Consider the following 16,346-nt stretch of genomic DNA (forward strand, 5'->3'; position numbering starts at 1 on the left):
TTTAATTTCAAATACTTTTCCCTAAAATTTTTAACAGATTAATCATCTGTAAAAAGCTAAAACACAATGGCAATTCCCTTAAAACATTATCTCTCTTTCTTTGTTATTTCATTCTTGTATTTTAATGCTTTTGCCCAAGAAAGAGCTACAATAACTGGTAAAGTATCAGACCAGTTTGGAAATTTACCTGGCGCAGAAGTCGCAATTGAAGGTACTAATTTTACTTCGACTACTAATGTAGATGGTATTTACACTTTTAAATTAGAAGAAGGCGAATACATTATAACGGCAAGTTTTGTAATGTATAATTCTGTTTCAAAAACGGTTAGCGTTAAAGTTGGAGAAACCGCCTCTTTAGATTTTATTCTTGAAACTGGTTTTTCCATCGATGAGCCTGTTTCCTTAGGATCGAGAGCAGAGCCTATATCATCCTTAAAGACTACTGCTCCAGTAGATATTATTTCACCGCAAGAACTTACCAACTCTACACAAATCGAATTAAGTCATATCCTACATTATTTAGTACCATCGTTTAATTCTACAAACCAGACAATAGCTGATGGAACAGACCATATAGATCCAGCCACTTTAAGAGGTTTAGGTCCGGATCAATTATTAGTATTAGTTAATGGTAAAAGGCGACATAACAGCGCTTTATTAAATGTGAATGGTACTGTGGGCAGAGGTACCGTAGGAACAGATTTTAACGCTATACCTGTGGCTTCGGTTGAACGTATAGAAATACTACGAGATGGTGCAACTTCGCAATACGGATCTGACGCTATAGCTGGTGTTGTTAATATTATTTTAAAAAAGCAAATAGAGGTTATAGATATACACGGCAGAGTTGGAATAAATAAAGAAGGTGATGGTGAAACCAAATATTTTAGCGCCAATTTTGGATTTAACATAGGTGAAAACGGCTTTATTAATATCACGGGAGAATATAGAAACAGAGAAGCAACCAATAGAGCTGGAAATTACACAGGCACTGTATATTCTAACGACCCAGACGAAGATGCTATTTTAATAAATGAAAATAATTTTTATAATACTACGGGCTATTCAGATAAAAGAATAATGGAAATTGGTAGTGCACAAACTCAAAATTTAGCAGTCTCATTTAATGGCGAACTTCCTTTTACTAAAAACAGTTCTTTTTATTTTAATGGTGGTAGAAATTACAGAGAAGGAAAAGCAAAAGGTTTTTTTAGATTACCTAAAGACGAGGATCGTGTTGTTTTAGAGTTGTTTCCCAATGGTTTTTCTCCTCAAATTTTAACCGATATACAAGATGATGCTATTACTGCTGGCATTAAAGGAATTAAAAATAATTGGGACATAGATTTTAGCTACTCCATTGGTAAAAACACACTGGATTATACAGTTAATAATTCTAATAACGCTTCCTTAGGAATTGCCTCTCCAAAAACATTTTACTCTGGTGGCTTTTTGTACCAGCAAAGCACTACAAATCTGGATATATCGCGACGTTATAACTGGTTAAGCGGTGTTAATGTGGCATTTGGTGCAGAACTTAGAGTAGAAAATTATGAGATTATTGCAGGAGAAGAAGCCTCGTACGTAAACGGAGGAAGCACTTATATTGATGAATTTGGAGACGAACAACCACGTATTCCTGGCGCACAAGTGTTTCCTGGCTTTCAACCAGAAAACGAATTAAGCCGTTTTAGAACCAATAGCTCGGGCTATTTGGATATTGAAACAAACATATCTGAAAAACTATTAGTTAAAACAGCTGTGCGATACGAAGCGTACAATGATTTTGGTGGGCAACTAATCTGGAAATTGTCTACAAGATATCGCGTAAACGATGCTATTGGAATTAGAAGTGCCTATTCTACTGGATTTAGAGCGCCATCTCTACACCAAGTTTATTTTCAAAATATTAGTTCTCAATTTATAAATGGTGAAATTATACAAGTAGGAACTTTTAATAATGAAAGTGCTATTGCCAATGAAGCATTTAAAATAGGCTCTTTAAAACCAGAATTATCCAATCATTTTAGTATTGGTTTAAATGGTAAATTAAAAAATAATTTCTCTTTTGCAATAGACTATTATTATATTAAAATTAAGGATCGTATAGTGCTTTCTGGTCGTTTTGCAGAAAGCTACGAAAGCATTCTGGAACCTTTTAACGTGGGTGCGGCACAGTTTTTTACAAATGCAATAGACTCTAAAACATTTGGTATGGATGCTGCTGTGCAGTATAAAACCACATTAGGAAATGGTAAATTTAATGCCTCTGTTGCAGCTAATATTAACAATACAAAAGTAGTTGGAGATATTAAGGTTTCCGAATCTTTAATCGGGCAGGAAAATGTGTTATTTAACAGAGAAGAAATTGCAAGAGTTGAGGAAGCCCAACCTAATTATAAAATAAATAATTTACTGTCTTATGAGTTTAGTGACTACAAATTCCATCTGGGAAACACCTTTTTTGGAGATGTATCGTTTATTCATCCAGAGGATGGGAATCCAGAGAATTGGGTACTAAACGAATTATCAGGCAACGTAGAAACGAGAGATCAAAAATTTTCTCCTAAATTGCTAACCGATTTGGCAATATCTTACAAATTAAATAAGCATTTGGAATTTACAATTGGCGGAAATAATATTTTTAATGTTTATCCAGATAAACACACTCATTCTGCCAATATAAACGATGGCAATTTTAAATATAGCAGACGTGTACAACAATTTGGAGTTAATGGTGCCAATTATTATTTAAGAGCCTTTTTAAAGTTATAAATGAATTTCAACAATAAATTAATCTTTAATGGTATCTCCAGAACGATAACAATTAGCTTGGTGTTATTTTTTTGGAGCTTATTTATTTTTTCTCAAAATAGCGGTAACGAACAAGTAAAACGGTTACAACGTGCTATTTTTGTATATAATTTTGCACAACAAATTGGTTGGCAAAATCAAGACAATACTACCGAATTTAAAATAGGCGTTTTAGGTCCAGATCGTGCAGTTATAGATTTTAAAGCTTTATCTCAAAAGCGTAAGATTAATAACAAACCCGTTGCAGTAGTGCAATTTAATGCTGTAAAAGACATTAGGGATATACACTTACTTTATGTTAATAAAAATTACAATTTCGACATCGATTATATATTAAATAAAATTGAAGGAAAAAATATTCTGTTAGTTTCAGAAGACTATAATTTTAATACGTCGATGATTAACATCGTTAATGTTGGCGACTCTTTTAAATATGAGATTAACACTAAAATTATTGAAAAAGAAAATTTCATAGTTGCCAACTCGTTAAAGCAATATGCCATAAGTTCTTCAGAAAAGTGGAAAAACCTTTACAAAACTGCAGAAGCGTCTTTGAACAAATCTAAAGAAAATGAAATCCTGCAGCAATTAAAAATTAAAGATAGAGATACGCTCATTTCATCTCAAAAAAAAGCAATAAGCAGCACTAAAAAAACACTTGATACGGTTTTAAATTCGGTGTTAATAAAGGATGATTGGATAAAAAAATTATCGGATAAAACAAAAATACAAGAGCAGAAATTTGAGGATAAAGTTAGAATTGAACGCGCCTTAGAAGAAAACATCCAACAACAAATTGACTTTATAAAATCTCAGGAAAACAAAATAATTTTAAGTAAGGTTGAAATTGAAAGACAGCAAAACTTCATTAAAAATCAAAACATAGAAATTGAGAAAAAGCAATCTATCCTCGACGAAAAAAAATCTCAGTTATCAACCCAAAGAACGGTAAATATTTTATTAATTAGTTTAATTAGTCTTATTGTATTAGGAGCGCTATTCCTATACTTAAGTTATATACAAAAGAAAAAATTAAGTAAAAGTTTAAAAAACACCAATACTGCTATGCAACTTCAGGCGGTAACCTTAGAGGCCAAGAATAATGAATTGGAGCAATTTGCATATATCGCAAGCCACGATTTAAAAGAGCCATTAATTACCATCTCAAGTCTTATTGAATTACTTGTTGAAGAGTACGAAAAAACGTTTGATGAGGAAGGGAAAACGACTTTAAGTTACATTCAGGAGTCCAGTAATAGAATGCAAAAATTAATAGATGCCATTCTTCAATATTCGCGACTAGGGAAAAGTAAAAATATTGAAGCGGTAAACTGCAATACAATTATAGATACCTTACAACACGATTTAAAACACGTTATAGATAGAACCAATACTAAAATTATTGTTAATTCTCTACCTGTAGTTAGCGGTGCAGCTTTAGAACTAAGGTTATTGTTCCAAAACCTTATTAGCAACGGTATAAAATTCACAAAAAAAGAAACTAAACCTGTTATAACGATAGATTGTAATGAAACAACAGATAAAAATTTGGGCGAGTACTGGCAATTCTCAATTAAAGATAATGGCATTGGTATTCCAGAAAAACATAAAGAGCGTATTTTTTCCATTTTCCAGAGACTGCACTCCAGAGAAGAATATGAAGGTACAGGAATTGGTTTAGCTCACTGCAAAAAAATTGTAGAGGCTCATGGTGGCCGTATTTGGTTAGAATCGGTTGAAGGAAAAGGCACTACTTTTTATTTTACCATTCCTGCCTAATTTACTCCATAGTTTTTGGTTGTTGAAAACATCGCGATAGCATAGTGTAAAGTTCGGGATGCTTTTTTTTAAAAAGCTTAGGACGCTCGAAAAAATATTCGGAAGCCACGGCAAAAAACTCGGCTTGAGATGTGCCTCCATACTTTCTAATATCCGATACGTCATTGTTAATAGCCTCCATTTCCTTATGCATTAATTCTAACCAGGGTTTAATATAATCTTTACCCAATAGTTGCTCGGGAATGCCGTCGGTTTGTCCGTCCATTTTATCTAATAAATGTACAAATTCGTGTACTGGTGTGTTGTTTTTATCTGTGTCGTTTAAAAAGGCTTGACGTAGTGCTTTTCGGGAGATAATCATTTGTTTTTCGTATTGGCCATTGCCAACCATTCCCAATATTCTTCTGGATTTATTGTCATCCGTAAATTGTAAATCGTCATTAAATGTATCGGGATATAAAATGATACCGCTTAAATTGTTATAAGACCACTCTTTAAAACCAAAAACAGGTATTACTGCACTGGCAGCAATTAAAATGCGGTCTAACTCTTCTATTTCAATATCTACGCTATCAAGCGTAACCTCGGTTAAAAACCGCATCATTCGGTTTTGAAATGCCATTTTATTGCGTCTAGATAAATTGGCATAAAATAAAACCTTATCCATTAAAATGGCATGCCAATGCTTTGGAAAAGGTTCCTGTTTTTTCTGTGCGGTCTTACTAAAAGCATAAATAGCAAAGCCTACTAAAGCGATAAATAGAATTAAATAAACCATTATTATTTTTTTGAATTGAACTTAAAGTAAAGCGTAATAATCATTAATTACTATATGTTTAAAAAAAGATTAACATCTTAAGTTGTTATCTCTTTATATTTGTGAAAAACTTAAACATGCTAAAAGCTGTATTATTTGACATGGATGGTGTAATAGTGGATACCGAACCACTACATAAAAAAGCATATTTTAATATGTTTAAAAATTATAATATTGAGGTGTCTAATGAATTGTACGAGTCGTTTACAGGACAATCGACAATTAATATTTGTAGAAAATTGTGCGACATCTTTGGGATAGAGAATAATCCTGAAGAATTAGTACAATATAAACGTAACAATTTTACAAATTTATTTCATAACGATCCCAGTTTACAATTAATTGATGGCGTTTTAGAATTAATTAAAGACTACCATAAAAACAATATTACATTGGTTTTAGCTTCGTCTGCATCTATGTTTACCATTAATAATGTATTTGAACGCTTTAATTTAAACAAGTATTTTAAGGCTAAAATAAGCGGCGCCGATTTAAAAGCTTCTAAACCACATCCAGAAATTTTTGGAAAAGCTGCAGAATTATCAGGTTTCCCAAGAGCAGAATGTATGGTTATAGAAGATTCTACTAATGGAATAAAGGCTGCAAAAGCTGCTAATATTTATTGTGTTGGATACAATAGCTACCATTCTAAAAATCAAGACTATAGCTTAGCAGATTTTGTTGTGGATGATTTTAATGCAATACTTTATGAAAAAATTAATACATTATTTAAATAAATTTTAAAACCTTACAGTATTAAACTACGTATTTAATCTAATAAATTAGCATTACATCGAATATACTTGACAAAAAAAATCAATTTAATTCCTACTTATGATTGAAGCGCCAACACCAGAAAACGAAAGAGACAGGCAACGTGCCATAGAAAGTTACGATATTTTAGATACATTTCCAGAAGAAAGCTACGATAACATTACCGAATTAATGTGTTATATAGCAAAATCTCCTATTTCATTAATTACGCTATTAGATAACGACAGAAACTATATTAAATCTAATTGTGGATTTCCATATAAAGAATCACCAAGAAACATATCTTTTTGCGGACATGCCATCCATTCTAAAGATGACATAATGATTGTTGAAGATGCCAGAAAAGACGAACGCTTTCACGATAATCCTTTGGTGTCGGAACATAAGGCTATTTTTTATGCAGGTGTCCCATTAGTGAACCCTCAAGGCTTTAAATTAGGAACTTTATGTGTTTACGATCATGAGCCCAGAACCATAGACGAAGCTCAAAAGAAGGCTTTAATTGCCATGTCCAAACAAGTTGTTTTTATTTTAGAGCAGCGCTTGCACAACAAAAAATTAGAAGCTATTACAAATAAGCTGGAAAAAAGAAACGAAGCGCTAAACAGATTTGCAGGTATTGTCTCTCATGACTTAAAATCGCCTTTAGCCAATATTATTTCCTTAACAGAATTATTAGAAGAAGAAAACCACGGTAAGCTTACAGAAGACTCTATCACTTATCTTACCTATTTAAAAAGTTCATCGGTAGCTTTAAAAGACTATATTGATGGGCTTTTAGATTATTACAAGTGTGACGATTTACTTAAACTAAAAAAGGAAACTGTTGTTTTTAAAGATTTAATGCTAAAAGCAAAAAGCATTGCAATTGCCAACGATAATATAGATTACACTTATAGTGAAAATATTAATAATATAACAATAAATAAATCTGCGGTGCTTCAAATATTGGTAAATTTAATTACTAACGCTGTTAAATATAATAGAAAGGATAAAACGACAGTTAATATTGCGTTTACAGAAAACGACAATCACTATCTATTTGCTGTTAAGGATAATGCATCTGGAATTCCTAAAAATAAATTAGATTCTATTTTTAATTTGTTTACTACATTAGAAAACAAAGATAAACATGGGAATACTGGTACAGGTATTGGTTTAGCCTCAGTTAAAAAATTAGTAGAATCTCAGGGTGGAGAAATTTCAGTAGTATCTCAAGAAGGTGTTGGAAGCACGTTTACTTTTAGCATTGAAAAATAATTATACTAATTATTTCTCAACGCGAATTGTAATTCTTTTTGTAGTGTTCTTACGTCTTCATCACATTTTTCAAGCTCCAACTCAAACTCATTTATTTTTTCTTCGGTATCTCTAACATCTATTAAGCGTTTTTGAGCTTTATGAAGCTTAACAAAACTTTTAATAATATTATCGTACAAATCGTAATTGTAAGTAGAGTCTTTTCTTGGAATTGAGTTTTGAAGATCGGACAGTTTCTTTCCTATTTCTGCATTATCAAAAGCAACGGTAGCACCAGGCGCTGTTAAGGAATCGATAATTACTGAAACTTCTTTCATTTTGGTGGCAAATTCTCCCTGAAACTGCATTTCCTGTCTAACTCGTAGAGCTTGCTCTTTTAATGCTTCATTTTCCTTTTTTGAAATTTGAAAATTAAAAAACACTGCAGTAACTATGGTACCTACTGTTAATATAAAAATTAATAAAAATTTTAAGAAGCTATTTCTTCTTTCTTTACTGTTTTTGGGTTTCATTTAAGTACGGTAATTTATGTTGATTTTAATCTAATAAAAAGCTTCTTCTGTTTTTAACCTCTATATTATCTACTATTTCTTCTTTTACAAAGATATTAGAATCCGATTTTTTTCCAATGTAATCCAACTCATTTAATTTTTTGTATAACGACAACATTAATCGTGTAAACGCAGATGTTTTATATAAAGAATCATTAATGTTTGTATGTACATATTCCATTTCAATCATATCGATTAATACATTCTCAAACGCACCTTGATTTAAGTCACACCAATCTGTTAAATAATTAAGCAACTCTTCCTTACCTGTACCTATGTAAACATCTAATGCACTTTTAATAACTCTTGCCAAACTTACTAATTTGGTGAGCATAACAACAGGAGCGTCGTATTTATCTTTAAGTCTAAATTCCGGAATAACAGCATTTAAGTATTCGCCTGTTTTTTGAGACAGATACAATACCATATGAGCCAGATCATTGGTTTGCTTTTTCTGATATATTTTTTGAATAATATGCATGGAATAATTCTCCATCTGGTTTAAAAACGAACCTAATTCTGCATACGTAAATTTTAAATCTGGATGACTTTGTATGGAGCGACAAGGTGGAATAAAGTCCTCTACTAAAACTGGTTCTTCTCCAACCAAAGCGACTTTACCTATAGTTATATGGTACAATCCCATTTCTTGCTTAGAAGCTTCAGATTTTGGTATTACATCTATTTTATATTCTGAAAGCACGTAAGGGTGTCTTGGTGGATCTTCAGTTGGGTCTGCGTCTCCTACTGGTATTTTGTTAAATGGGTTTACATAAAGTACAATAAACCATTCTTCGTCATTTATATCTAAATCGTACTGATGCTTTAAAATGTGTCCTGATTGTTCTAATAGTCCTCGGGTGTCTTCATTTATATTAATTTCATAACCTCCTAAGGTTATCGCTCTGCACGTGTTTAATGCTACATGTATTGTAGATTGCCCATCTATTGAGATAGACATATCTATAGAGTTTAAAGCGCCTGGTAAAGAGGGTAACAAGCCAAAACTTACTGGTGTTACATTGTTGGAGTTACTACTATGTAATGCGCTTATTACAGCGTTTTCCATACCAATAAAATGATTTTTATTAATCTTCATTCCATCAACCCAATTCACTCTGTGATGTGCGTTTCCTGCTTTCATTTTTAATGATTTTGTTAATATGAAAAAATTAAAGTAATGTCCTCTTGTAGATTAATGAAATGTTCTGGATACAATTAGTACCTTTTTCCTTATCTAATTCTAACGACTTTATTTTTATATTCTTATTTGCTATTTTTTGACAAAGTACCGTAAACGACATTGTTTTCTTATTTACAACGACAGATTTATTAGTGTCTCCACAAAAATAAATTTTAAAATCTAATGCTGTTTTATTACCATCTGCAACTTGTAATAACATACGGCTAAAGTTTTGCTCGGTAATGTTTGGTGCTGTTGTAGGTTTATTGTCTGTTACCACTTCTCCATCTTCATTATAATCTATTGGATTATCTTTAATATTCCAATCTTTAACAAATTTGGTTCTTCGGTTTCGATTATCCATTACAGATTTTTCTTCCAACGGTTCTAAGACTCTAATTTTCTTTTTCGTTATATAATCTAAATCATTATTTACAACCAATTTTACGGTGTACAATCCAGATTCTTTATAGACGTAGGTGGCTGTCCTATTTTCATTATCTACTCTTGCTGTTTCTCCAAAGCGCCATTCCCAACTGCTCGCGTTATTTGTTTTGTCCTTTAAAATTAATTTCTCTCCTACTCTTATAGAATTAGGAATATCGAAAACTGGAAATTTAGTAGAGTCTACAACTTTAATCGCTTCTTTAATTTCAACCGTTTGTATCCCTACGCAATTACCGTTTACAATAAGCTCTACATCATAATTACCAGGCTTCTCGAAATAGTGAGCTGGATTTTTTTGAAACGAGGACGTGTTGTCTCCAAAAGTCCACTGCCATTTCTCCGCTTCTAAAGTTAAATCGTTAAATACGATCGCTTCACCTACGGCATAGTTTTCGGCATCAGTTTTAAACACGACTTCATTACAACTGGATCTGTTATTAAAATGGTATCCTAAAACAGTTGCAGATGTTAAAAACGCAAATATAAATAAGTACTTAACCGTCTTATCCATATGATAATGTGTGATATTTTTCTCTGACATAATTATAAAGTTATAAAATTCTTATTTTATATGGAAATACACTTACCGAATGATTTTCCAAAAATAATAATAAATTACTATTTAGGGCATCCCATTCCTGTTCATCTGTTTTTATGGCAGTATTGGGAGTGATTACAATTTCTATACATTGTATTAATCCCTTATTTATGGCAATGTCTTTTATATAGTTTTTTCTTATATCTATGGCTGTAATTTTATTGTTATAAATTTCATAGCATAAAGCTTTTATATCTTCTTTTGTTACAATTCTATTTCTTGATAATAACGAGCGTCTATAAGCATTTAAGCGTTCTTCCATAGACAAGTGATCTTTACCACCATGCGTTGGCGTTAGTAAGATACTGCTTTTTTGTTTTATACCAATGCCCTTGTATATTTCAAGAGCGTTGCCTGTCTTTAAATTGTTTGCCAACTTACCGTTAGTTGTCCAGTATTCTACAAGTAATGTTTCTTTAACTTTAAAAGGTTTTAAATTTAAATAGGTGGTTTCAGATACTTCCTTAGTAATTTCGGACACTTTTTTTTCTAACCTTGCAATTAACTGATTTAGTTCCTTTAAGTTAGATTGAAGAAAGTCGTTATTAAACATTGAAAACGAAGCACTTTCATCTTTTAACAATTCTAATAAGTAAACTACATATTCCTTGGCTTTTCTATAATCTAATTTTCCTACATTTTCAGTTCTAATAGTATAGGTCCCCTTATCTTGAATAGTATTGTCCTTACTTTGTGGCTTATATAAAAAACCATTAGTATTTGTTAAGGTATTAATATCTAAAAATAAGTCGTCTGTTTTTACAGGAATAATACTTATAAATTCCTTTAACATGTAAGAAAAACTATTAAGTTCTCTATTTAAAATAGGAAAAGCATTTAACGTACCAAATACATTAGACAGCGTACTATTTGCAATAACCCTTGGAAACACAATTTTAATCCATCTAATATTCGAGTCGATTTTTACTTTATTATCTAATATAATATTTTCTAATTCTTCGAATTTAGAAGCTTTAAATGTGGCACTCCCTTTAGCATCTACCACTTTAATAAAATGTTTGTTGTAAAAATTACAAGTCTGTTGTACTATATTATTTGTTTTGCTTGGTACATCTTCAAAAATGGCATCTAAATCTAATTTAGCACTTTGTTCATTATTAATAAAACCAGATTGAACAGTTAATTTCTGGTCTGCAATGTACCATTCAGAGAATTTTAAATGATGATAAAAAAGTGCTTTATCATCTATGTCTAAAAGTTCGAAATAAAAGGCTATATCACTTAAATCTAACGACTTATTGTCACTCTCTATACCTAAATAAATTGTTGATTGTGGTAACTTGGTGCCAGAAGAAGTTTTTAATACCTCTACATAATCATTTTTTCCCTTTACTGTTTTAATAGTATCTCCAACGGCAATATAATTTACCGTAGCTTTAATTAAGTTAGTAGCTGCAACAGGCGTAAAATAGAGGTTTTTAAAATTTTGCGTGGTTTTTTTTGTAGTTATCTTTTTCTTATAATAAAAAAGTGTTTCGGGCTTGACTTCTACTCTGTCATCTATGGGAAAAGAGCTCATGACACCATGTGCTGGCTTTGGTCCATAGATGGTTTCAGGTGTCATTAACTGTATTATCTTTTCGGTAATTCTTGTCTGAGACTCATTAATTTCACCACTTATTTTTTCGATTTCAGAGGCACAAGCGCTAATTAGTAAAGCCACCAAAGGATCAAAAGACATTTCTATTTCATTAGCAGGTACACCCCAAAGCGTAGCTGCTTTTTTAAGCATTCTGTTTTTTATTTGTTCTTTTGTATTCTTCATTGAATTTAGTAAGATAATGGGCCTATAAAAAAGTATTCTATGTAAGAAAAATTTTCGTCAATCTTTTTAATTTTTCCTTTAACAACAATATCCACACGCTTTTTTATCCTGTTATTTTGTCCGTTCGGGTTAATTTCTTCCTGCCTTATTTTAACGGTAATTGCTATTTTACTCAACCGTTTTTCGTGTCTTTTAAGAGATTCGAATAAAGACTCTTCAATTATTGATTTTAATTTATTGGTACTCTTTAAATTATCAAAATCAATATTCCAAATAGAACAACCATAGGTGTCATCAAACGAACATTCTCCAAAATAAGAAGTGGCTATTAAATGAATGTTATTTGCAATAGAGTTTGATATATCACAAGTACCATGAGTCTTGCTTTTTATTAGTGCCTGCGCATTAATTGGTAGTTTGTAATAATTATTATTCATTAAACGTTTGTTATTGTTTTAACGCACTTAAAGAGGATTTATAAAAGCACGACTCAAATATAAATTATATAGTTTAAAAAAATGTTCGTTTTATACTTGTTTTGTTGTAGTTCATCGATATATAATAACCTCATTGAAATATTTTTTTTAATTTTAATATTTCATAAAATTCACATTCAAATAATACAATAAATCCCTTATTTACAATGAAAAAACTCATCTTCATACCTACTTTATTTCTATTTTGCTTATTTAGTTATGCGCAAACTTATTATTTAGAAGGCGTCGTTCTTGACGAACAATTATCAACTCCTGTGGAAGGTGCAATTGTTACAATTGATGGTACAAAATTTACTGAAGGAACAGATGCTAACGGAAAATTTATTTTTAAGCAAAAACTTCCAGATGGACAGTATGGTGTTATTGTAGAAAAAGCAGATTTTGATACTAAAATCTTTTTAATAGACGTTCTTCCAAACAAAAGAATTGAGGTAGAAGACATTAAACTAACACCTAACAAAAAGGAAATATATAGACGGAAATCTGCATCAAAAAAGGCAAAGAAAGAACAAAGACGCAAGGAGAAAGAAGAGGCTGAGAGAATAGCCGAGATTGAAAAAGAAAAACGCCGAAAAGATAAAGATTATGCAAAAGAATTAAAGCGACTTGAAAAAAAGAAAAGAAAGGGAAGAATAGACGAAGATGATGTTGCTGTTAAGTATGAAGATAATAATACTGGCGCAGTAAGAACGATCCCTGCAGAGAATAACTCAGTTGTTTCTATTACTGAAGTACAAAAAAAATACGGTAAAATTCTTGGCGTTGATCCTGCCGATTTAACCAATGTTGAGCTTTACGAATTAATCGATGAGTGGGACGATGTTCCATATAAATTAGGAGGTGTAACAAAAAAAGGAATTGATTGTTCATCTTTCACACAACTCATACAAACTTCAATTTATAATATTAGAATAGAACGCACTGCAGAAGCTCAGTTTTATTCAGAATTTAATGATGAATTCGATAATAGAGCACTCATGTTCGAGGGAGACTTGGTTTTCTTTACAGGTGTAGGTTCAGATAACGATAAAATTAATCATGTTGGAGTATATTTACACAACAACATGTTTGTTCACTCTACAAGTAATTTAGATAAAAACGGAAAAGGAGGTGTGCAAATAAGCAACTTAAATGACAATTACTGGTCTACAAAGTTCGTTGCCGCAGGAAGGCAAATTATAGGTAATTAAAGAACAATTAATGAACACCACTGAAATTAAACATATATTCAAAGAACTCATTACCGTCTATCAAAACCTAAAGACAGAGGTAATACTTACAGAAGTTCAAGAACATACAGGTTTAAAATCAGAACAAGTTATTATTAACCATAAAAGTACTTTTAAGAGACCCTATAGAAGAGACTTATTAACTATAGAATCCTCCAAAATTGAGGATGAATTACTAAGCATAGATGTTTCCAGAAACGGGATTTATGATTATCTTCCTGAGGGGCTTTTTCATACTCAAAAAAACACATCAAGAACCAGTTCTTTTTCGGCAAACAGAGTAAAATCTAAACAGGAAGAAGCTGCGGCAAGATCGCTGTTTTCTCCAATTGAGAATGAATTTTTTCATCAGCGATTAGAAATTGAAAAAAATGAAAGATTATTACTTAATAACTTTTATAGCTTAAAGGACGATTACTTGATAGAATTTTGGAAACTAAGTCAAGATATGCCTCGCGCATACCTTCTTAAACTCATTAAACTTTTGCCTTATAATTTTAAAATTGCAGGGAATTTGGAACTTACACGTTTAAGTTTAGAAAAAATTTTAAAAAATAATGTTACCTTTAAAAAGAAATATGACGCTGAAAGTGAGCATAAAAAAAACAGACAAAAAGATATAAGTAGATTAGGAGTCGACGCCGTATTGGATAATAAAGAACAAACTATTTTTCATCCTTATTTGGAAGTTACCATATGGTTAAAAAATAATGAAGAAATATCCAGTTACCTCTCTAATCAAGGTATTAATAAATTTTTAAGTGTTTTTTACAGTTATTTTATTCCACTGGAATTAGATGTAAAAACAAAATATGAAGTACAAAGTAGTTATGGGTTCTCGCTAAATCCAAAAGATAACTCTACAATTGGAATATCAACAAAAATATAAAGGCAAGATTAATGGGTTCATTTTCAAGTTTATTAAATGGTAATGCTTTTAAAATTAGCATTTTAATGCTAATAGTAGGTTCTGTTATTATGATGCTTTTCACGAAAGTGAGAAAAGTATTTAGCAAGCAAAAAAAACAAGCGATTTTTTATGCTATTTTTATTTTAATAACCTTTGCCTTAGTAGGTTTTATAAGTTCGAGTAAGTTTTTAAACGATACGGCTTTAAACAGTTTTATAGGCATGCAAATTGTCTTTCTTCTTTTAGGGATATTGCACCTCTTTATCATGAGAAAATATTTCGATTCATTATCTGAAAGTAAATCAGATTTTTTCTCAGAGTTTCTATTTACTATTGCCATAACCTTAATTGGACTGTTTGCATTTTTAAATGTTGTAACCAGATTTAGAGAATCTATTAATTATACATTTATGTCTTCTGCCGTATTTTTTATAGTTCCTTTTTTAACTTATAAATTATATGAATTTTCATTGTTAATTCCTGTTCCTGTTTACAAAAAATGGTTTTATCCTTTAGAAGTAGATGTTAAAGAACCAACTAAAAAAGAACTTGAAAACCCTTTGGTTATAAGCTTCGAATTTCAGAAAAAAGAAGACCTGCCAGATATTACCAATTTTAGAGTAAAAGCTCCTGAAAATATGGAGTTTGGTAAGCTTTTTTACTTTTTTATTAATGACTATAACGAAAGACATCCTGAAAGTACAATCGATTATTTAGACTTTAAAACAAGCGAGCCTCATGGATGGATTTTTTACAGGAAACCTAATTGGATTCGTTCACTGCGACACATTAATTTTGCCAAAACAGTTGCAGGCAACGATATTAGGGAAGACCATGTAATTGTATGCCAAAGAGCTACAACAGATTAAAAATCTAAAACCTCCATTTGTCTAATAAACTCGTATTTCATCCTATATATTTGTAATCGTTTGGTTATACCAATAACTTTAGGTTATGCCGTTAATGGCTTTTAAACTTTTTTTATTAATTAAATATTTATTATTATGGCTTTTAAAGCAAAACTTAAAGTAGGTGGGAAAGAGTACAATGTATTAGGAACCTCTTACGAATTACACCAAGAAACAGATGCAACAGGAAGACCATCTTCTATTACAAGAGGTGGTAAAATTAGACTAACTGTTGAGTCTACAGCAGACACAAGCTTGTCTGACTGGATGTTTAACAACTTCGAGCGTAGAGATGGCTCTATCGTTTTCTTAAAAAGAGATAGCGACTCAACTTCTAAAGAGTTAAAATTTACTGAGGGTTACATGGTTAAGTACCGTGAAAACTTTGACGCAACTGGAGACAACCCTATGGCAGAATCTTTTGTGATTTCTGCAAAAGGAATTAGTATTGGTAACGGTGAACACGTTAATGACTGGGTATAATAACTCTCATTAAATAGTATACATTTTAACAAAGGGAGTGCTCATGCAACTCCCTTTGTTTTATCTTTTATTAATTTAAATTCCAGCAATTATGTCGTTTTTGGCAAAACTTAATATAGAAGACGATGAAATGAATGTGTTAGAATGTTCCTTTGGTTTTCAACAAGGCGCAGACAATTCAGGACGACCATCGCAAAAGCCTCGTGGAGGACAAATAACCATACTTATAGAATCTACTAACAAAACAGACTTTTTAGAGTGGATGATATCCAGTAATATGACTAAAAACGGGAGTGTTATCTTTTATAAA

Annotated in this window: 15 protein-coding genes; 9 read left to right on the forward strand and 6 right to left on the reverse strand. The window is 31.3% G+C overall.

The window, feature by feature from the left end:
* Positions 1-66 precede the first annotated feature (66 nt).
* Entirely contained in the window at positions 67-2,775 is a 2,709-nt protein-coding gene (locus tag ACVC43_RS12145; RefSeq protein ID WP_452224797.1) for a TonB-dependent receptor, read from the forward strand.
* A complete protein-coding gene (locus tag ACVC43_RS12150) occupies positions 2,776-4,593 on the forward strand; it encodes a YfiR/HmsC family protein (protein WP_452224798.1) in 1,818 nt (605 codons plus the stop codon).
* A gap of 1 nt (position 4,594) precedes the next feature.
* Here ACVC43_RS12150 and ACVC43_RS12155 read toward each other — a convergent pair whose 3' ends face one another.
* Positions 4,595-5,371, reverse strand: coding sequence for a M90 family metallopeptidase (locus ACVC43_RS12155; RefSeq protein WP_452224799.1), 777 nt, complete (start codon positions 5,369-5,371; stop codon positions 4,595-4,597).
* 116 nt (positions 5,372-5,487) lie between these two features.
* Here ACVC43_RS12155 and ACVC43_RS12160 point away from each other — a divergent pair, with 116 nt between their 5' ends.
* Complete coding sequence (locus ACVC43_RS12160; protein WP_452224800.1) at positions 5,488-6,147, forward strand: HAD family hydrolase; 660 nt, start codon at positions 5,488-5,490, stop codon at positions 6,145-6,147.
* A 97-nt stretch (positions 6,148-6,244) separates the two neighbouring features.
* Positions 6,245-7,444, forward strand: a complete 1,200-nt coding sequence (locus ACVC43_RS12165; RefSeq protein ID WP_452224801.1) for a sensor histidine kinase — start codon at positions 6,245-6,247, stop codon at positions 7,442-7,444.
* A 5-nt stretch (positions 7,445-7,449) separates the two neighbouring features.
* On the opposite strand, the gene tssO is transcribed toward ACVC43_RS12165, so the two are convergent.
* The 5 genes from tssO to ACVC43_RS12190 are packed head-to-tail and all read right to left on the reverse strand — an operon-like array spanning position 7,450 to position 12,446.
* Positions 7,450-7,956, reverse strand: coding sequence for a type VI secretion system TssO (tssO, locus tag ACVC43_RS12170; protein ID WP_452224802.1), 507 nt, complete (start codon positions 7,954-7,956; stop codon positions 7,450-7,452).
* Between the two features lie 25 nt (positions 7,957-7,981).
* The gene (locus ACVC43_RS12175) at positions 7,982-9,139 is read right to left on the reverse strand and encodes a hypothetical protein (protein ID WP_452224803.1); all 1,158 of its coding nucleotides are present in this window, start codon (positions 9,137-9,139) and stop codon (positions 7,982-7,984) included.
* A 28-nt stretch (positions 9,140-9,167) separates the two neighbouring features.
* Positions 9,168-10,166 carry a PKD domain-containing protein gene (locus ACVC43_RS12180; protein WP_452224804.1) on the reverse strand — a complete coding sequence of 333 codons (999 nt, stop codon included), beginning with the start codon at positions 10,164-10,166 and terminating at the stop codon, positions 9,168-9,170.
* Positions 10,167-10,176: 10 nt separating this feature from the next.
* Complete coding sequence (locus ACVC43_RS12185; RefSeq protein WP_452224805.1) at positions 10,177-12,009, reverse strand: type VI secretion system baseplate subunit TssF; 1,833 nt, start codon at positions 12,007-12,009, stop codon at positions 10,177-10,179.
* Between the two features lie 5 nt (positions 12,010-12,014).
* Positions 12,015-12,446: a GPW/gp25 family protein gene (locus ACVC43_RS12190; protein ID WP_452224806.1), complete on the reverse strand. Its 432-nt coding sequence runs from the start codon at positions 12,444-12,446 to the stop codon at positions 12,015-12,017.
* A gap of 206 nt (positions 12,447-12,652) precedes the next feature.
* On the opposite strand from ACVC43_RS12190, the gene ACVC43_RS12195 reads away from it, so the two are divergent.
* The 5 genes from ACVC43_RS12195 to tssD (ACVC43_RS12215) form a co-directional block, all read left to right on the forward strand.
* Positions 12,653-13,696, forward strand: coding sequence for an NlpC/P60 family protein (locus ACVC43_RS12195; protein ID WP_452224807.1), 1,044 nt, complete (start codon positions 12,653-12,655; stop codon positions 13,694-13,696).
* 10 nt (positions 13,697-13,706) lie between these two features.
* A complete protein-coding gene (locus ACVC43_RS12200; RefSeq protein ID WP_452224808.1) occupies positions 13,707-14,624 on the forward strand; it encodes a hypothetical protein in 918 nt (305 codons plus the stop codon).
* 11 nt (positions 14,625-14,635) lie between these two features.
* A complete protein-coding gene (locus ACVC43_RS12205) occupies positions 14,636-15,514 on the forward strand; it encodes a TssN family type VI secretion system protein (RefSeq protein WP_452224809.1) in 879 nt (292 codons plus the stop codon).
* A gap of 135 nt (positions 15,515-15,649) precedes the next feature.
* The gene (gene tssD, locus ACVC43_RS12210; protein ID WP_452224810.1) at positions 15,650-16,036 is read left to right on the forward strand and encodes a type VI secretion system tube protein TssD; all 387 of its coding nucleotides are present in this window, start codon (positions 15,650-15,652) and stop codon (positions 16,034-16,036) included.
* A 91-nt stretch (positions 16,037-16,127) separates the two neighbouring features.
* The coding region (gene tssD / locus ACVC43_RS12215; protein ID WP_452222565.1) for a type VI secretion system tube protein TssD at positions 16,128-16,346 on the forward strand (219 nt) is incomplete at its 3' end.

This window comes from Lacinutrix chionoecetis, assembly GCF_053604665.1.